The organism is Lactiplantibacillus plantarum, from assembly GCF_014131735.1.
Classification (GTDB): domain Bacteria; phylum Bacillota; class Bacilli; order Lactobacillales; family Lactobacillaceae; genus Lactiplantibacillus; species Lactiplantibacillus plantarum.
The window spans coordinates 1753670-1773563 of the sequence record NZ_CP039121.1; the positions used below are offsets into that span (position 1 = coordinate 1753670).

The following is a 19894-nucleotide window of genomic DNA, read 5'->3' on the forward strand; positions in this document are numbered from 1 at the left end:
GATCAATCGTCGGCTTGCTCATCCGCATTTTCCAGTAACTTGATCTCGCCTGGTTGTTGACTGATCAAGCGTTGCTTCAAGAGATTACCCACAGCGCGCTTAAATTGTGATTTGCTGATACCAAAGTAATTCCGAATATCATCGGGATCACTCTTATCCCAAAATGGTAGCGCGTGGTCAGCTTGATGTTGCAATGCTGCTAATAACATTTGGGCATCATCGCCAATCTCTTCGTATCCCCGCGGCTTCAAGGACAAATTCAATTCACCATCGCGCAAGAAACCAATGACCCGCGCCTTGACGTGTTGCCCCATGCGTGGTTCCTGTTCACGTTCTGACGGATGAACAAAGCCCAGATGATTGTCATCTGTAATAACCGACGTACCGGCCATCTTCAAACGAAAAACGGTCGCCATGGTATCCGTATTCTTAACTTGGGCCCGATCATATGGCTTGGCAATTGCTTCAAAATCCGTCAATTCTGCCAGAGTCGCCCATAGCCGTTGTTTATTGTCACGGGCTAACTTAACGTATAAACGATCATCTTTTTTAGGCCATAGTCGACTGATGGTCGGTAATTCGTCTAATGACACCACCAAGTCCTTATTCGGTAACCCAACATCGACAAAGACACCCAGATCATGCCGCGTCCGGACAACCGTTCCCCATACAAAGTGATCAAACGAAATTTCCGGGACAAACCGCGTCATCTGCAGATGATGATCTTCATTCTCATAAACAAAACCTTCGTAAAGCCCGCCAATGTGCAATGGCTTCTCTGGTTCAGTTTTATCGACCCACAACGTCTGTCCATCAATCTGTACGAAGTATGCTTCATCGTTTTCATCGGTTACCTTCGCCGTAACCACTGTTCCAATAATACTATCCATGTGATAACTCCTCTAATATATCCGTCTATAAATATCAACGGATGGTTCTTTTAAATTACTGTAAGCTCAAATGTAAGACTTGAATAATGCAATACGTTATACCAGCCGCAATAATTGGCCCGGCCGCGATTCCCTTGAGCAAAACAACACCCATAATGGTCCCGAATACTAATGCCACGGTAATCTCTGGTGTCGCTGACAAAAGCCCGACACCGTGAAATGAGAGCACTGAAACCAACACTCCACATGCAACCGCAATCCAGCCAACTGGCGACTTAAACGCATGCCAAAGGTCCCGAAATCCAATCTGACCAGTCGCAATCGGAATTAAAATTGCGACGGTAATCACCGTCACACCCCAATTGATTCCCTTCTGACCAATCGTCGTCAGCAATTTACTCGTATTAGGAATCAATTTGATAAGCAACACAACCACGGTCGCAATTTGTAAGGACTGATTTTTTCCTAACCATGCCACCACTAAAATCGCTAATAAAAATAACCAACTTTCCATACGACACCTCACGTGTTATCAATTGTAACTGAAAATGGCCCGAATTACGAGGGGTGTTGGTCGTTACTCACCAATTTCACTATCCCCCCCCTGATCAATAACCGATTCCTGTTCTTTAATTTAGGCGGGAACAGGGTTAAAAGGTGCCAAATCGTTTGGATTCCAGCTCGTCAGCAAGGTTCGTCCTATTCCGACTTACGGGGCTGGGTGACAATTGCCGGAACGTAGCCGACGTCGATTTGAGCTCACGCAGCAACCCACTGTGCAATCTCAAATACGAGTCTTATTCTAGGCCGGAAGCAACCCACTTCCAGCCAAGAATAATTTGGCTACTGAGCATTGTCACCCAACCCCTCCAGTCGGTAAGCCAGTCGAATGGCTGATGAACGACCACCTAACTTGGTGCAACTTGTCGCTGAACGGGTTTACTACTTAGAATTTTGAACATGCGTTAATGCTGTCTCAATTGTTTTGGACACCTCAGTACTAATACGGTGGAATTAGAAATAATCGTACAATCACAATTATATTATCAAACTAACTGTTGTATGATAAAATCGCTGTTTTAAAATAGCAACATCTAATTCGTTCAATGCTGGGTCCACTCATGTCAGCCATTCGAATACCATCCCGACTGGAAGGCGTTTCGGCCAATGCTCAGCGGTGAAATTCCACTTAGCAAGCGTTTTTGGCTTGGTTAGTGGAAGACCAGTATTTAAGACGTGATTTTCGGCTTAAATCTGTGTCCACCGCGTTCCAGCAATTGGCCGAAATGCCTGGAAGTCGGTGCAGGACGCAGCTAGCTAAGCAAATTTCCGCTAAGTAGATCTTTTTCCAGCGGGCTTAAGCTGGATCATTTGACGTTGACGATTTGGCACCTTTTAACCATGTTTCATACTAATTTAACTGGGAGTGAAGCACTTTATGTAATATAAAAAGCCGCCGCAAAGCGACGACTTTTCAATATCAAATTAGATTTGATCTTAAAGGGCGTTTGAAGCACCGCGGTATACAAGGCCACGACGTGAATCAACTGTGATCAATTGACCATCAGCAATAACACTAGTAGCGTCCTTAACACCAACGATAACAGGAATTCCCATTGAGATACCAACAACAGCAGCGTGTGAAGTTAAACCACCGTTTTCAACAACTAAAGCACTAGACTTTTCGATTGCTGGTAAGTAGTCTTTGTCAGTCGTCTTAGTAACTAAGACGCCACCTTCAACGGCCTTGTCGATAGCTTCTTGAGCAGACGTTGCGATTACGGCTTTACCGATAACCGTTTCATCACCGACACCTTGACCATCAGCTAACTTAGAACCAATTAATTGGATCTTCATGATGTTAGTCGTACCGCGTTCGCCAACTGGCACACCGGCAGTAATCAAGATTAAGTCGCCTTCCTTGGCAAAGCCAAGTTCAACAGCCTTAGAAGCAGCTAAATCAAACATGTCATCAGTGGTTTCTGGTTTTTCAGCCACGATTGGTTGAACACCCCAGTTAACCATTAAGCCACGTTGAGTCCGTTCGTCAAAAGTGATTGCTAAGATATCAGCATTTGGACGGTACTTCGAAATCATCTTAGCAGTGTAGCCAGATTCAGTCGCAGCAACAATCGTCTTAATGTTCAAGTTCTTAGCTGCCCGAGCAATCGCAATACCGATTGTTTCAGTAACACTAGTCTTGTCGAAACGGTTTAATTGTAACGTACCGTTTTCAGCCAAAGTGTTTTCAGCCTTTTCGTCAATCTTAGCCATCATGGCAACAGATTCAACAGGGTAAAGACCGTTAGCACTTTCACCAGAAAGCATCGTTGCGTCAGTACCATCAAAGACAGCGTTGGCAACGTCAGAAGCTTCGGCACGAGTAGGACGTGGGTTTTCTTGCATTGAGTCTAACATTTGAGTAGCCGTGATAACAGGCATACCTAAAGCATTACACTTCTTGATTAAACTCTTTTGTACCAATGGCACATTTTCAGCAGGAATTTCAACACCCATGTCACCACGAGCAACCATCAAACCATCACAAACCTTAAGAATTTCATCGGCGTTGTCGATACCTTCTTGTGATTCGATCTTAGGGAAGATTTGAACGTGTTCCATGTGCTTTTCTTCAAGTAATTCACGAATGTCTAAGACATCTTGTGGCTTACGAACGAATGAAGCAGCGATGTAGTTGATTTCATGATCCAAACCAAAGCGAATATCACTTGAGTCTTTTTCAGTGATCCCAGGTAAGTTGATTGAAACGCCAGGAGCGTTAACACCCTTACGTGAGCCTAAAACGCCGGCGTTTTGAACAGTTGTAACCAATTCGCGGTTAGCTTCGTCCTTTTCGTCGATCTTCATATCTAATAAACCATCATCAAAGAGGACATGGCCACCTACATGAACATCATCATAGAGGTTCTTGTAAGTAACGGCAATCTTATCATGGGTCGTATCTAATGAATCATCCATGGTGATACGAACCTTGTCACCGATCTTGTATTCAGATTTTCCGTTAGCTTGAACGGTCGTCCGAATTTCAGCACCCTTAGTATCAAGCATGATACCAACGGTCTTACCCGTAATCTTTTCTGCTTCGTGAACTTTGTTTAAGCGATCTAAATGTTCTTCATGATCACCATGTGAAAAGTTAAAGCGGAAAATATTTGCGCCGGCTTCGATTAATTTAACAATAGTGTCAGTATCGGTGCTGGCAGGACCAAGTGTTGAAACAATCTTGGTTTTTTTCATAAGAAAAATCTCTCCCTTGAAAGTTTTTATAAAAAGACATTAACGTCATTTTTATCAAATTAAAATAAGAACTAACATGCCATGATTACTTGAATGAAATTTCTTCATTCAACTTATCTAATGACACTTCAACGTCATGCTTAGATTCAAATAAATCTAAGATGTTGTGGTTGACTAATTGGTTGTTTTGAATCCCAACCGCTAAGCCACCCTTGCCGGCAAGCAAGAGTTCCACAGCGTAGGCACCCATCTTGCTGGCCATGACACGGTCTTTAGCAGTTGGATTCCCACCACGTTGCATATGAGCAATGGTATTCCCACGAGCATCAAAGTCACCATATTCGGATAACTTCTCAACAAACTCCTGGGCACCCATCACACCTTCGGCTAACACAATCAAGTTGCTCCGATGACCATTGGCCCGGTTATGCTTAATCTTGTTGGCGATTTCTTCCATGTCCCAATCAACTTCGGGGACCACGATAGCAGTCGCGCCGATTGAAACACCGGACCATAAGGCTACGTCACCAGCGCCACGACCCATAACTTCCACAACGAAAGTCCGGTCATGACTATGAGCCGTATCATAAATCCGGTCAAGAGCTTGCACGTTGGTGTTGACAGCAGTGTCAAAACCAATTGTGAAGTCCGTGTAAGGAATATCATTATCGATCGTCCCTGGAAGACCAATCGTGTTGTAGCCGTGTTCCGTTAAGCGCAATGCGCCATGGTAAGAACCGTCGCCACCGATAACAACTAAAGCATCAATCCCAAACCGCTTCAATTGTTCGATCCCTTTTAATTGACCTTCTTCATGGGCAAATTCTGGATAACGTGCGGAGTATAGTAAAGTTCCGCCGCGTTGAATCACACCATCTAAGTCGGCTGCTTCTATTTTGTGAATGTCACCGGCAACTAATCCAGCAAAGCCGTAATTGATGCCGTATGCTTCCAACCCTTCAGCCATTGCTTTACCAGCAACTGCACGAACGGCCGCATTCATACCAGGAGCGTCGCCGCCACTGGTTAAAATACCAATGCGTTTCATTTTTTCACCTCAGGCAATAAATTGAGTTCGTAACTCCATAAGTGATTCTAACACTTTTCACGTGGATTGTCTGTTATTTTCTAAAATTAAATGCGTTAAAAAACGCCGTCGTATCAAGGGATAGCGTTCTTCATCACCACATTATCGCGACCTAATAAGGTTGTAAGCGCTCCAACCAAATCTGGATTTTCTGCGACCCAATACTGTGAATTTAGTTCAACCGTTCGATGTGCTGCTACCGAGTAAATTAGAACTGGATTAGGACCTCGATATTGACTTAAGATCCTTAAAATTTCCTTTTGCACAGTCGCCGTTGCTTGCTCAGGTTGCAACCGCAAAAAGAGTTGGCCGGTTGGTTTGGGTAATTGTTCCGCCAACTGCCAGGTGTTTACGATCACTTGCAAATCCCGCTGTTGCTCGACCTTACCAGTAATTAACACGATTGCTTCTGGTTTCAATTCCGCCTGAATCCGTTGATAGGTATTGGGAAAAATCGTCAAGTCAATTTCGCCGGACAAATCACTTCCCGTTGCGAATGCCATTGGTTGACCACGTTTGGTCCGAATCGTTCGGACCTTAGTAATATAGACCAGTATTTGTGCCGGTTGTTCACTCGTGAGCGTGCTGACTAATTGTGTATGTCGTTGTTGCGCGAGCCAATCATACGTTTCCACAGGGTGCCCTGAAACGTACACACCAAGATACTCCGCTTCTTTGGCCAATCGCTCACCTAACGAAAGCTCCGGCTGTTTTTTGATCTTAGGGGCTAATGATTCAAATAAACTCATACTGCCACCGGCTAACTCGGCACTTGACATCAATTCAGGCACACTGGTCAGTAGCTCTGCACGGTTCAAACCAAAGTGGTCAAAAGCCCCCGCATAGATCAGTGCATCCATCAAATCGGCTTTGAGCCACTTCGCGTCAATCCGTTGCATGAACTGCTGAAGACTTTTAAACGGTCCGTTCGCCTGCCGCTCGTCTAACACACTCGCAATAAAGTCACGGCGCAACCCTTTGATTGAGCTGAGTCCAAACACAATGGCTTGACCATTCCAATCAAAGTATTGACCGCTCCGATTAATATCCGGGGGAATAATCGCCACTTGGTGCTGACGAGCTTCCGCTAGATACTGTTTCAGCTTCGTTCCATTGCCCAACACAGAATTCATCAATGAGGTAAAGAACGCTCCGGAATAATGGACTTTCAAGTAAGCAAGTTCAAAAGCCATCTTACTGTAGGCAATCGCGTGTGAGCGGTTGAAACCATAGTTCGCAAATTGTTCAATATATTGATAAACCTGTGTCGCAACTGCTTCGGAATAACCATTCTGTTGTGCACCAGCGATAAATTGTTGCCGCATTTTATCAATCACAGCACGTTTTTTCTTGCTCATCGCCCGCCGCAATAAGTCGGCTTCACCTAGTGTAAAACCACCCATGACCGCGGCGACTTGCATGACTTGTTCTTGATAGACCAGAATACCGTACGTTGGTCCTAAGATGGGCGCAAGTTGTTCCGCCGGATAACTGACCGGTTCTTGGCCTTGTTTGCGGGCAATAAAATGGTCGATATTTTCCATGGGCCCCGGCCGGTAAAGTGCATTGACCGCGGCGACCAATTCAAAGTTATCCGGGTGCAGACGCCGTAACACGTTTCGAATTCCCGCCGATTCAAATTGGAAGACTCCGGTCGTGTCGCCCGCCTGAAATAATTTCAGGGTCGCTGGATCGTTCAAATCGATTTTAGTAATAGCCAGTGGCTTGCCAGTTTGACGCTGCACATAATGTAGCGCACTTGCCATCAAAGACAAATTCCGTAATCCTAAGAAATCCATCTTTAACAAACCAACCGCTTCAACAGTGTCCTTAGTATACTGGGTCATCATCATAGTTTCACTACCTGCTTGTAGTGGTACGATCTGAATTAATGGCTTTTGGCTTAATACCACCCCAGCCGCGTGTGTTGAATAATGTCGTGGCAACCCTTCCAAACGGCGAGCTGTTTCAAATAATAATTTATTTTTAGATGAATCAGCAACGAGGTTTTGTAACCGTTGTGAGCCCTGGTAGGCCTGGTCAAGTGTAATATGCAATTGGTTTGGGATTGCGGCACTCCAGTCACTCATCTCGTAAGTTGAGAGGCCAAACACACGGCCAACATCGCGCAGTGCTTGCTTTGCTGCCAAGGTCCCAAACGTAATGATTTGTGCGACGCGGTCATGACCATACTTATCATGAACATAATTAAGTACCTGTTCACGGCGATTATCTGGAATATCCAAGTCAATATCTGGCATATTCGCCCGTTTAGCGTTCAAGAAACGTTCAAATAGCAAGTCATATTTTAAGGGATCGACATCCGTAATATTGAGTGCATAAGCAACTAATGAGCCTGCTGCAGAACCTCGCCCAGGTCCAGTTGTAATCTGGGCCTCATGCGCAAAATTCATGACATCCCACACGATCAAAAAGTAATCATCAAAGCCCATCTGATCGATCACGGTCAGTTCGTGATCCAAACGGTCCTGGTAAGCCTGCTGATCAACCGACGGCGTTATTGCCGCCAATCGCTCCGTTAGACCAGCCGTGCATAACTGCCGTAAATAAACGTTCGCTGGTTGTCCAGCGGGCGTTGGAAATTGCGGCAACTGTGGCTGTTGAAATTGTAATTCAACTTGACACTGTGCCGCAATTTCGGCCGTAGCCGCCACCGCCGTCGTCAATCCCAGTTGCTCATAGTCAGCCGTTACGGTGTTGGCCGGCCGTAAGTAGTGACTGCCTTCGATACCTTGTAACGATTCGGGCTGTTCGATCTGTTGGCCCCGATCGATTGCTCGCAAAACTGAAACGGCAAAGTAATCCTTTGCTTGGACATAGTCGACTGGATCTAACGCAACTACCGGCAATTGATGCTGTTGCGCAAAGGCCGTCATTGTTGTTCGCAACGCAGGGGCCTGATCCAAGGAAATCCCTAAGTAAAGGCTAGCAGAATCGACCACCTGCCTCAGCGTGGTAATCCAATCAGCAGCTCGCTCAGCGGTGTTTTGTAACAACAGCGCAGCTAGTTCACTGTCTTTAGCCGGGGTTAAGACCATTAAATGGTTCAAATAAGGTAATACGGCTGTTAGCGACAATCCTGCATCCGTCGCCGTCTGCTTCATCGTCGACAACCGCATCAAGTTTTGATAGCCAGCTTGATCTTTCGCAAGCACGACCAGACTAAACGTTTGCGCCGTTAGTTCACGCCCTAATAAGTTCAATGTTATTCCCAATATCGGGGTAATTTCTGCCTGGCGACAGGCATTATAAAAATCAACAATACCGTACATGATATCAACGTCTGTTAAAGCCAACGCGGAATACCCCTGTTGCTTGGCAGTTTGGACTAGCTCACTAACTGTACTAGTGCTGTGAAGTAAACTAAAAGTACTCAATACTTGCAATGGAACATATTGTGCCACTATCGCCGCCCCCTTTCATAAAATATCAGCTTTCAACTCGCATCGAAAACGTAACATCAGATCAGCTACGTCAAGCCCGCTCCCAATTGATGGGTAAACAAAGAATTTACCAGTCTATTCAATGCCAGTTGATGACCAATCTTGTCCTCAGATATATTCGTTACTATTCATTATACCAAACAGTTGTTCTAAGCGGCAGTTTTAAGTCATCAGATAACGTGCACGGTTATGTTTACTAGGGTTTCACCGCCGTCTCGTCGTAATTATATCAGCCTAATTAAAGCCTTAATATCCCGTTATTACCTAATTGCTTTTTCCTGTCGGTGTGTTAAAATAATTTTCATTGGGAGGTGTCGGAAAATGATGAGACAACTTACGATTATCTTTTGGAGTGTCCTCTTCGGTGAAGTCATCGGCTATATCGGTGGCGCCCTCGAACAACTCTCCTATAATCCTGGTGAAATTGGCATCGTTGCCGCAATTTTTGCGCTAATCGTGGTCAACAGCATCACTTATATTACTAATCATTCCCAACCCGCTAAAGGTTCAGATAATAAGTAATTAAAAACAACCAGAGGCTTTGCTTCGCTTAGTCTCAGCACAACAAAAAAAGACGAGTATCCCGATTGCGGTTACTCGTCTTTTTTTGTTGTGTGCTTGACGCGCCAGCCAACTAGAATGCTGGTACATACCCGACCCTAACATTCAGATTAATGACGCTTACGATCCATCACTTGCTTTGAGCATTTGCAGCGTTTTGGCATATTTCTGCTTTGCGCGTTGTGCTGCTGCCCAAAATGCCAAATCGGCCGCTGATAAAGAACCACGTTGTACATTAATTTTTCGATTCATTTTTTGCATACTGGTCAAACCTTTTACGATCGTCGTCCATGTTCGCTTACTCCTCGATTTTGGAGTAGCTTAACACGACAGCGTCGGCGGTAACAACTCTTTTCTCAGTATGAGGTTAAACGCACGGGCGCAAGGTCCCCCTCGTCCGAAGCTAAGCGCGGCTACCATCATCATAAACCAAAGATAGCTGCCTCACACCTACACGATCAAGCCATCCAGAATCATAGGCTCAACCAAGTCACAATAATAATCCGCCTAAAAGAAGCTGGACCGTGAGCATCGCAAGGTGCTCACGGTCCAGTTTTTATTGGCCCAATTATCGTCACTGAAACGCATTATCACGCGTTCAAATCAGTGATTACGCTTATGCCGGCTGGGTCGATTGGTTTTCGAAGACTAAGTGATCGTCCATCAAATTAATGGCGACTGTCGATTTTGGTGCCACGCGCCCCGCAATGATCTCTTTTGCCAGCGGTGTTTCGACGTGATTCGTGATAAAGCGCCGGAGCGGCCGGGCACCGTATGCCGGTTCATACCCCTGCTTAGCGATCCACTTCTTCGCTTCGTCAGAAATTTTCAGTGTAATCTCACGATCTTGGAGACGGGCAGACAACCGATCAATCAATTTCACCACAATTTCCTCAATTGCGCCCAATTGTAGTGGCGTGAACATAATGATGTCATCGATTCGGTTCAAAAATTCCGGTTTGAATCGACTTTGAACCAGCTGCATAACCTGTTGATGGGTGTCGGCCGACAAGTGACCCTGGTCATCAACCCCCGCCAGTAGCAACTCTGATCCTAAGTTCGACGTCATAATCAAGATGGTATTTTTGAAGTCGACGGTCCGTCCTTGACCATCCGTCAACCGACCGTCATCCAATACTTGTAACAAGATGTTAAACACATCTGGATGCGCCTTTTCAATTTCATCGAATAACACGATCGAGTACGGATTACGCCGGACAGCTTCGGTCAACTGACCGCCTTCTTCGTAACCAACGTAGCCCGGTGCCGCCCCGACCAATCGCGAAACGGACTCTTTCTCCATATATTCACTCATATCGATCCGAACCATATGATCATCGGCGTCAAACAAATTCTCAGCCAATGCTTTCGCTAATTCCGTCTTACCAACCCCAGTTGGGCCTAAAAACATAAAAGAACCCAGGGGACGATTAGGATCTTGCAAACCGGCCCGCGAACGTAATACGGCATCCGAAACGGCATCGACCGCCGCATCCTGACCAACCACTCGTTCATGCAAATGGTCCGCCAAGTGTAATAATTTCTCCCGCTCACCGGCAACCAGTTTGGCTACTGGGATTCCTGTCATCCGGGAAACCACGTTTGCAATCTGATCTGGCGTGACGGATTCCTCAACTAACCAATCTTCATGATGATCATTGGCTTCCATGGCCTTCAACTCTTGTTCCAGCTTGGGAATCGTCCCGTGCTGCAACTTAGCTGCTTGTTCCAGATCATAATTATTTTCAGCATTTTCCAAGTCGTGCTTAGCTTTGTCTAACGCCGACTTTTTGTCGCTTAACGCTTGGAGGCTCTTCTTTTCACTGTCCCAGCGTTCGGATAAAGCCCGCTGTTTTTCTTTTGCGCTGGCGAGTTCTTTTTGCACATCCGCTAGCCGTTTAACGGAGGCATCGTCAGTTTCATTCTTTAAGGCGGCTTCCTCGACCTCTAAACGCATTAATTGTCGGTTGACTTGGTCTAATTCCGTTGGGTTGGAGTTCATTTCGACCCGGATTTCAGCAGAAGCCTCATCTACTAAATCTAAGGCCTTATCTGGCAAGTAACGATCCGTAATATAACGATCAGATAACTTGGCAGCGGCCACTAAGGCGTTATCATGAATCCGAACACCATGATGGATTTCAAAGCGTTCCTTTAAGCCACGTAAAATACTGATTGTATCTTCAACACTCGGTTCAGCAACCAATACTTTTTGGAACCGCCGCTCGAGTGCCTTGTCCTTTTCCATGTACTGACGATATTCATCTAACGTCGTGGCCCCGATCAAATGAAGTTCTCCCCGCGCCAACATTGGTTTCAACAAGTTACCGGCGTCCATACTGCCTTCTGTCTTACCAGCACCAACGATATTATGGATTTCATCGATGAACATGATGATCTGCCCATCGCTCTTCTTGATTTCCTTGAGGACGGCTTTGAGTCGTTCTTCAAATTCACCACGATACTTCGCCCCGGCAATCAGAGACCCCATATCTAGTGAGAACAACGTCTTATCTTTTAAGTTCTCCGGCACATCACCACGAACAATTCGTTGTGCTAGACCTTCCACGATGGCCGTTTTCCCAACTCCCGGTTCACCAATCAAGACAGGATTGTTTTTCGTCTTTCGTGACAAGATCCGAATAACGTCCAGAATCTCTTCGTCCCGGCCAATTACTGGATCTTGATTCCCCTGGCGCGCCTGTTTAACCAAGTCGACGCCGTACTTTTCCAAAGCTTGATACTGATCTTCCTGATTACGTGACGTGACCCGTTGACCCCCGCGAATACGATCAACGGCATTCTTGACTTGTCCTGCCATGATGCCTTGCTGATTCAAGTATTTGGTCAACTGATCACCAGTTTGATCCATCAGCGCTAAAGCCAAAGTGTCGGTCGCAAGGTAATCATCACCTAACGCTTTGCGCTTAGCATCGGCAGCCTGCATCAGCGTAGCTAGACTACTGCTCATACTGCCACCGTACTGAACGTTACCACCGCTAACAACGGCAATGTCATCCAGCTCACGGTCGAGCTCTGTTTGTAATTGGTCTAAATCAGCGCCGGCCTCACTAAAGATCTGCCGAACCAGTTCGCCTGGTTGCGTTAAAAATTTAAATAGATGGGGCACCCCAATTTCTTGATGGCGCCGTGTTTGTGCGATTTGTTGTGCCTGTTGTAAGGCTTGTTGTAAACTTTCTGTAAATTGTTCTGGATTCATATTTACGTACCTCCTCAAAAACGGTAGCAAAAAGGCAGCCGTCATAGCTGCCAATTTTTGTTTGACCTTTATTGACTATTAGAGTATAACCCGTAAGGTCAAACAAGGTCAAGGATTTAGTCCTGGTCATAATTATCCTGAACGATTTGTAAGACAACGTCCACGGCTTGGGCCATCACTTGTTCTGAAACGTATTCAAACCGACCGTGCATGTTCTCACCACCAGCAAACAAGTTCGGTGTCGGCAAGCCCATAAATGAGATCTTGGAGCCATCCGTCCCACCACGAACCGGATAAATGGCTGGCGTGATACCGAGATTGAGCATGGCTTGTTTGGCCAATTCAACGACCCGCATATCTTTTTCAATGATTTCGCGCATATTGTAATACTGGTCCTTCATGTCGACCTTGATCCGGGCCACACCGTCAGCCAAATTCAGCCGATCCGCAACCGCCATAAATAACCGTTTACGTGCTTCGAACTTATCGCGGTCATGATCACGAATAATGTAAGTCATCTTAGCGCTGTCAACGGTCCCGTCTAAACTAAGCAAGAAGAAGAACCCTTCACGGCCTTCCGTGTGTTCCGGGACATCATGTGCGGGTAACGCCGATTGAAAATCAACGGCTAACTGCAAGGCGTTGACCATCTTATCCTTAGCTTCCCCTGGATGAACGTTGACACCTGTAATCGTCACCGTCGCTTGGGCCGCGTTGAACGTTTCATACTCCAGTTCACCAAGCGGACCACCATCAACGGTGTAGGCATAATCGGCGCCAAAGGCAGGCACATTAAAGTGATCAGCACCAGTCCCAATTTCTTCATCGGGACCAAAAGCTAACCGAATCTTGCCATGTTTGATCTCAGGATGGGCCAACAAATATTCCGCAGCACTAATGATTTCAGCAACGCCAGACTTATCATCAGCTCCAAGCAGCGTGGTTCCATCAGTTGTGATCAGCGTGTGACCAGCATAGTTCTTTAAGTTTGGGAAGACCGCCGGATCCAGCACATAGTCCCCGTTTCCGAGCTTAATAACTGATTCACCGTCATAATTGTCAACAATTTGTGGATTGACATTTTCCGCGTTAAAGTCAGCCGTATCAATATGTGAAATAAAGCCAAGAGTTTTAACAGCTTTGTCACTATTCGCAGGAATCGTCGCAAAAACGTACGCACTTTGCGCATCCTGTTCAACATCGCTCAAGCCTAAATCAGTGAGCTTACTCATTAATTGCTTTAAAAAGGCCGTTTCACGTGGTGACGAAGGAATTGTCGTTGATTCCTCATCTGAACGACTATTAATTTTGACAAAGGTTAAAAAATCTGAAATTAAGTTTGGATATTTTGACATATGATAACTTCCTTTCCTTATTAAAGTTCATGATTAACTTAGATGAAGGTAAACGGATCAGTATTCAGCTGAGACGCCACAATCTCGATTGGCCAGCCAGCTTGTACACGCCACTGATCAAACAGCTTAGTGAGTTGTGACTTACAAATACTCTCGATATGGTGGCCTGGATCAATGACCGTCAACCCGGCTGCCAGCATATCATGACCGGTGTGATAATAGACATCCCCGGTCACGTAAGCTTGTGCACCTGCTCGCAACGCTTGGGGATAGAACTTACCACCATCGCCGCCCAGGACGGCCACACGGGTAATCCGTTGTCGGGGATCGGCACTGACTAGTCGCAGGCCGCTGACACCAAATACTTGCTTACACTGTTCGGCAAACGCCTGCGCTGATAACGGTGTCGGCAAATCACCGACTCGGCCCATATAATACTGATGACCGCCAGACAACAGTGGCACGACCTGGTAATCCCACGTGTCAGCGGCTAAGTCATTAATGCCCGCTACCGCAGTTGGAATCTGATCGGCTAGTAAGTCGACGCTGAACTGTTCACCCGAGTTGACACCGTAACGATCTAGCGTGGCACCCACGGTATTCGTTAAGTATTCCTGTACCGTTTCAACTTGATTGGTCGGTACCGTTAAAGTCAACTTAACAGCCTGTGCCCGATACCCAGGAACCAACCCCTGCACATTTTGCAAGTCTAGGGCCGCCGCCAGCCAATCGTTCATGCCGCCCTCAGCACAGTCCAGATTCGTATGGGCCGCGTACACCAAGATGTGGTGAGCTGCAAGTTCTGCATACATTGCTTTCTGAGGATCCTGATAATCAAGATTGTTAGCCGGTCGAAACATGACGGGATGATGAGCAAAAATCATGTCAGCACCGATCGTGATGGCTTCTTGGACAACTTCCGGCCGCACATCCAGGGTAACTAACACCTTGTGGATGTCCTGATGAGGATCGCCGATTTGTAATCCGGTGGGATCATGCTCCCACTTCAACTTGAGTGGCGCAAATTTTTCAAAACGCGCAATTAATTCACTTGCTTGCATCCGTCAAGACTCCTTCAATCAATTTGATTTTAGCGTGAGCCAGCGCTAACTGTTCCTCTGGTATCACTTTAGCCCGTTGCATTTGCGCAACCGCCGCATTTACTCGTTGTAACTCACGTTGCCACTTAGCGATAAACACCGGCGACTTCTCAGCTAGCAGAAACGGGCCAAACATCTGTTCAGCCGTCGTATACGTCACCTGATGATCAACCCGATCAGCACAAAGAATCTCATAAGTATGGCCATCTTCAGCTAGAATTCGTTCAGCTACAATTTGAAACTGATTGGCCGCCAGCCATTCCCGCACGGTCGCTTCACCAACATTAGGCTCGAGTACCAACCGTTGAACACCGGCGAGCTGGGTCGGCCCCTGTTCAAGAATATGGCGAATCAAAGGGCCCCCCATCCCGGCAATCGTGACCGTATCAATACGATCAGCTGGTTCAATCGCAGCAAGACCGTCAGCTAGACGGGCCACTAAGCGATCCGTTAACCCCAGTTTTTGAATCTCATGACGCGCATTTTCAAAGGGCCCCCGGACGACTTCACCAGCTACACCATAACTAATTTGATGATTTAATGCGAGATTAGCTGGCAAATAAGCGTGATCTGACCCAATATCGGCCACGCGGGCGCCCGGCTGAACGAAAGCGCCAACCGTTGCTAATCGTTTTGATAATTGTTTTGCATCCACATACAGTTCCCCTTTAATTCGGGAAGATTTACCCACACGACTAACTTTCAGTGGTTGTGGTCAAATCCACCCGGTTCAATTGTTTTAATTATTCAGTTTAACTAACCACGCACGTCACTCGCTATCCTTAGTATGCACCAAAATCGAAACGTGCTGGTCGTTGAATTACGGGTCGGCTCTTTATCAGAAATACCCAACGAGGTTCAACTAAGATCATGGCAATACCCAATGGCCTGGAAGTTAGCAGTCTGAACAAAGGTCGCACACTAGATTAGACCTTTGTTGGCCAATCATCTTTGACCTTAAAAACCAACGCATTTCAATGGTGATTCAGGATAGCACCCGTATCACCGTACGTTACTAATCATATTTTACCATGCTTCACTGTGAATACGCATTCAGCTGGTTAAATTTTCCTGAAAATCCCTAAGCTTTGTTCAAACTAACTAAAATTCTATTAATGCAAGTTTGGATGACAGGCAGACATGCCATAATATGGCTAATGTCGACTGGCAAGCGACATATTATTTAATGAGAGAAAGTTTGATTAACCATGCGAAAACGTCTTTTAACGACGTCGCCATTTTTGACTGGCCTAAAATTATTAGCTATTCTGCCGCCGGTAGGTATCGGATGGCTGATTTATTTAAGCCGGTGGCAATGGCTGGCGTTACTCAAACATCCACGACAATTCAGTCGGCACGACCCGTTGCTAGGTTTTATCGTCCTATTAATGGGCATCACGACGCTCAATCTCAATCACCACGATTATCGTAGTGTTATTCTGTCTGTCTTAATGCTTTTTGTATTGGGCAATCTTTGGTTGTTGTGTCGTGAGTCCACGCAGTCGATTGCTTGGCACGAGCTTCGTAAATTTATCATCCAATTTGGCTTGTATATTACAATTAGTGGTTTTGCTTTCCACTGGCTTAACCAAGTATTGACATTACCAACGTGGCTGAAGTTCATGCTGGGTGACCTATTATGGGGCTATGCTGCTAATCAGAATCGCTTGTTCGGGTCCGCCTATAATCCAAATGATGCCTGCTGTTTATTATTGATTGCCCTCGGCTTACTATTGACACAGTTAAGTCATGGAAGCGTTCACCCCTTCACGCGCTGGCCGCTCATAAACTGGTTTTTGGTTGGCTTACTTTGTGTGGGCATTTATCAAACCAAATCGCGCACAGGGCTCATGATCATGATAGCCATTCTGATCATGACGACTTACCAGCTTTGCCGTCACCATCGCATTTTGGTTACAACAATATTGATTGCTGGCAGTTTAGTTGTCTGGCACGTTTTCCCCAGAAGTGCTTCGACCATCACCGCGCTTCAAAGTCGCTTGACGATTTGGCACAACAGCTTCACCGTTTTCAAACAAGCCCCGTACCTCGGCGTGACGTATTTTGGCTTTGCCCGGCACTATTTGCAATTGACGGGAACCTACGTCCCACACGCCCACGATATTTTGCTCATGCTACTAGCTTCTTTTGGTATCCTAGGCGGTGCCGGCTTTATTTACTTAGTCCTCAGCAGTGGCTGGCACTTAACCAAATATTGGCACCAGTATCGTACGCCAAATTTGCGTTACTTTATGATGACTTTGCCCATCATTCTAGCCTATGGATTGACGGACTTCGTTTTATCTTCTATGCAAGTATTGATTATTATTTTGCTCATTATCGCTTGTTGGCACCACGAACAACAATTGCGGCCAATCATTAGCCCTCACAAGTATCAGTCTCCACTTATCTGACACTTTTCATCGCCATCAATTTCGAACGGGCAGTAATGCCCCATTTCAAAAATAGTGTGCGCTGTCGGTCATCAAGCCGCAACACACACTATTTTTAGCGTACCGTTAACCAAATCGGCGATATGCCAACACAGTTAACGGCATAAAAATCACAATAATAAGGAAACCACTTAACAGTACACCAAATGCATCGGGCCCCCAATGGCCAGTCCGCAAAATTGTGCGCATCGCGGTAATTGTTAGACTGACCGGATTCAATCGGACAATTGTTTGCAACAAATGTGGTAACGTCTTAGTCGGAATAAAGGCGTTAGATAAAAAGGTCAGCACTAAAATAATGATCATTGACAGGCTGCCAATCAGGGCCGCATTTTTGACCATTAAACCAACTAAAGCAAAGACCCATGAAAGCGACCATCCAACAAATACTGCCAGCAGTAAAACGCCGATCAATACTAGTGGACTAACAATGGGTCGCCAGCCCATCATAAAAGCTGTCACCAGTGCCATCAAGCCAGAAATAAGCAATCGGAAAACATCCCCCACTAACTGACCGGCTAACGGTACGATCGGTGAAATCGGTAGCGTCTTGAAGCGGTCAAACACCCCCGCGTTAATGTCTTCACGTAATTGCTGTCCGGATCCCGATGCTGCATTCAAAATACTTTGAATCAAAATACCGGTAACTAGCATTGGTAAATAGGCCTGGACACTGCCCGCAATGGCCCCACCAAACAAGTAACCGAATAATAGGGTAAAAATAATTGGTTGTATCACCACGTCACTAACATTATCTGGATTATGCCACATTTTTAATAAGTTCCGATGCGTCATTGTCAAAACATGACTTAACTCTGCTGGTTGTTTGATTTCCATCGCTTTGACCTCCTCTAATTTGTGCCCACGGTCAGTTTAAAAAACACATCATCGAGCGACGGCGCGTGCATCGCAAAGTTAGTGACCGTGATTTGAGCAGCTTGTAACCGCATCAGAATTTCAGTGACCGGCGTCAAGTTAGCGGTATCCAACGGCACTGTTAGGGTCCGTTCCGCAACACGGACATCTTGACCGAGCATGACTTGTAAGATATCCTTAGCCGGTGGGACGGCCGTCGTCGCACTGACTTCCAATTCAAGCTCTTGACCCCCTACTGTTTGTTTCAAAGCGGTGGGTGTCCCACTGGCAACTAACTGGCCATGATCTATGAGCGCAATGTGGTCGGCTAACTGGTCAGCTTCCTCTAAGTACTGAGTCGTTAGCACCACAGTCGAACCATCGGCCACCAGTTGACGAATCGCTTGCCACATCTGCGCTCTTGTCCGCGGATCCAAGCCCGTGGTCGGTTCATCGAGAAAAAGAATGGCCGGTTTACCAATCAAGCTAACCGCCAAATCTAATCGTCGCCGCATCCCGCCAGAAAATGTGGCCAAAACGTGATCCGCAGAATGCTTCAAATCAAAATCCGTCAGTAATTCCATCGCTCGATGCTTCGCCGCCGCACGGCTTAAACCATTCAAGCGCCCAAAAATCTGCAAGTTTTCCCGCGCACTCAGGTCCTGATCGATACTAGCGGTTTGACCGGTCAAACCAAACTGCTGGCGAACGCGTCGGGCTTGCGACAATGAATCAAAGCCATTGACTAAGATTTTCCCAGCATCTTGTCGCAATAGGGTCGTCATCATCCTGATGACCGTCGTTTTACCCGCACCATTAGGACCCAATAAGCCAAAAATTTCACCCCGTTGGACTTGCAGTGACAAGTCTTGAACGGCGACTTTCGTTCCAAATCGCTTCTGAACATGGGTCATTTGAATCATCATTTCTTCATCCAAGTTAAAACCTCCCGCAAATTAATCAGGTGCCCTGACTAAATATATGTTAAGGCCCCCTGACTAAATTGTCAACGACTAATTATTGACCATCAATCTAAAAATCAACTAACCTTAACGTACCGCATACCAAAGAATGTTGTATACTTAAGAAAAGAACGAATGGAATGATCAATCGTGACAACGAATATTAAGGCGGAACTAGTCGCCGGAAAATTGGCCGAGTACGAACAACTAAGCAAAATTTATGATGACATTGTCAAGCAGGCCCGTCCAAGAATAACTGTTGAAGGTCAGGGCAAGATTCTACTAGCACTAGCCGATGAGGACCACCTCTCACAAAAACAGTTGGCAAGTCGCCTTGGCATGTCGCCGCAATCAACGAGCGAGTTCGTCTATAAACTTGTCAATCGTCAGCTGGTCACTTTATCCAAGTCCACCAAAGATCGCCGCGTCAACCTTGTGAACTTAACGGCTGCTGGTCGCAAAGAGATTGCATCCGCAGCCCAGGAGGTCCCCCCATTTGTCAATACGCTTTCTGACGACGAGCTCGATCAACTGGCACCCTTGTTAACCAAAATTACCACCGCGATGTATGCGGATATTGACGCTGCCAACCCGACTTTGAGCGTTAAGTTTCACAAATTATTTGCTAGTCGGTACTTGAAACAGTTTAAAAAGTAAATCATATGCCACCTGCCCGTCATTTTTAGATG

15 protein-coding genes are annotated in these 19894 nt (G+C 46.1%); 3 read left to right on the forward strand and 12 right to left on the reverse strand.

All coding sequences use genetic code 11. The features are described from left to right. Positions 1-2: 2 nt before the first annotated feature. The 5 genes from E5260_RS08120 to dnaE all read right to left on the reverse strand — a co-directional run bounded on the left by E5260_RS08120 (position 3) and on the right by dnaE (position 8660). Positions 3-890, reverse strand: coding sequence for a CvfB family protein (locus E5260_RS08120; RefSeq protein WP_003640600.1), 888 nt, complete (start codon positions 888-890; stop codon positions 3-5). Between the two features lie 55 nt (positions 891-945). Further along, complete coding sequence (locus tag E5260_RS08125) at positions 946-1404, reverse strand: DUF441 domain-containing protein (protein ID WP_003640601.1); 459 nt, start codon at positions 1402-1404, stop codon at positions 946-948. Positions 1405-2387: 983 nt separating this feature from the next. After that, the gene (gene pyk / locus E5260_RS08130; RefSeq protein WP_003640603.1) at positions 2388-4148 is read right to left on the reverse strand and encodes a pyruvate kinase; all 1761 of its coding nucleotides are present in this window, start codon (positions 4146-4148) and stop codon (positions 2388-2390) included. Positions 4149-4233: 85 nt separating this feature from the next. Then, positions 4234-5196 (reverse strand): 6-phosphofructokinase, encoded by a 963-nt coding sequence (pfkA, locus tag E5260_RS08135; protein ID WP_003640604.1) that lies wholly within the window; start codon positions 5194-5196, stop codon positions 4234-4236. Positions 5197-5309: 113 nt separating this feature from the next. After that, positions 5310-8660, reverse strand: a complete 3351-nt coding sequence (gene dnaE / locus E5260_RS08140; RefSeq protein ID WP_003640605.1) for a DNA polymerase III subunit alpha — start codon at positions 8658-8660, stop codon at positions 5310-5312. A gap of 360 nt (positions 8661-9020) precedes the next feature. Between dnaE and E5260_RS08145 the strand changes: the two genes are divergently transcribed. Beyond that, positions 9021-9221, forward strand: a complete 201-nt coding sequence (locus E5260_RS08145) for a YjzD family protein (protein ID WP_003640606.1) — start codon at positions 9021-9023, stop codon at positions 9219-9221. Positions 9222-9380: 159 nt separating this feature from the next. Here the strand turns inward: E5260_RS08145 and E5260_RS08150 are convergent, their stop codons facing one another. The 5 genes from E5260_RS08150 to E5260_RS08170 form a co-directional block, all read right to left on the reverse strand. Beyond that, complete coding sequence (locus E5260_RS08150) at positions 9381-9521, reverse strand: hypothetical protein (protein ID WP_003640607.1); 141 nt, start codon at positions 9519-9521, stop codon at positions 9381-9383. 355 nt (positions 9522-9876) lie between these two features. After that, entirely contained in the window at positions 9877-12480 is a 2604-nt protein-coding gene (gene clpB / locus E5260_RS08155; RefSeq protein WP_003644442.1) for an ATP-dependent chaperone ClpB, read from the reverse strand. A 116-nt stretch (positions 12481-12596) separates the two neighbouring features. After that, entirely contained in the window at positions 12597-13835 is a 1239-nt protein-coding gene (pepT, locus tag E5260_RS08160; protein ID WP_003640609.1) for a peptidase T, read from the reverse strand. A 38-nt stretch (positions 13836-13873) separates the two neighbouring features. Further along, the gene (locus tag E5260_RS08165) at positions 13874-14896 is read right to left on the reverse strand and encodes a Nif3-like dinuclear metal center hexameric protein (protein WP_003640610.1); all 1023 of its coding nucleotides are present in this window, start codon (positions 14894-14896) and stop codon (positions 13874-13876) included. Then, the gene (locus tag E5260_RS08170; RefSeq protein WP_003644445.1) at positions 14883-15590 is read right to left on the reverse strand and encodes a tRNA (adenine(22)-N(1))-methyltransferase; all 708 of its coding nucleotides are present in this window, start codon (positions 15588-15590) and stop codon (positions 14883-14885) included. The genes E5260_RS08165 and E5260_RS08170 overlap by 14 nt, the downstream gene beginning before the upstream one ends. Before the next feature lie 553 nt (positions 15591-16143). On the opposite strand from E5260_RS08170, the gene E5260_RS08175 reads away from it, so the two are divergent. Further along, complete coding sequence (locus E5260_RS08175; protein ID WP_003640612.1) at positions 16144-17349, forward strand: O-antigen ligase family protein; 1206 nt, start codon at positions 16144-16146, stop codon at positions 17347-17349. Between the two features lie 105 nt (positions 17350-17454). Here the strand turns inward: E5260_RS08175 and E5260_RS08180 are convergent, their stop codons facing one another. Then, a complete protein-coding gene (locus tag E5260_RS08180) occupies positions 17455-18225 on the reverse strand; it encodes an ABC transporter permease (protein ID WP_003640613.1) in 771 nt (256 codons plus the stop codon). Between the two features lie 14 nt (positions 18226-18239). Next, positions 18240-19181 (reverse strand): daunorubicin resistance protein DrrA family ABC transporter ATP-binding protein, encoded by a 942-nt coding sequence (locus E5260_RS08185; RefSeq protein WP_003640614.1) that lies wholly within the window; start codon positions 19179-19181, stop codon positions 18240-18242. Positions 19182-19355: 174 nt separating this feature from the next. Between E5260_RS08185 and E5260_RS08190 the strand changes: the two genes are divergently transcribed. After that, the gene (locus E5260_RS08190) at positions 19356-19862 is read left to right on the forward strand and encodes a MarR family winged helix-turn-helix transcriptional regulator (protein ID WP_003640615.1); all 507 of its coding nucleotides are present in this window, start codon (positions 19356-19358) and stop codon (positions 19860-19862) included. Positions 19863-19894: the final 32 nt, after the last annotated feature.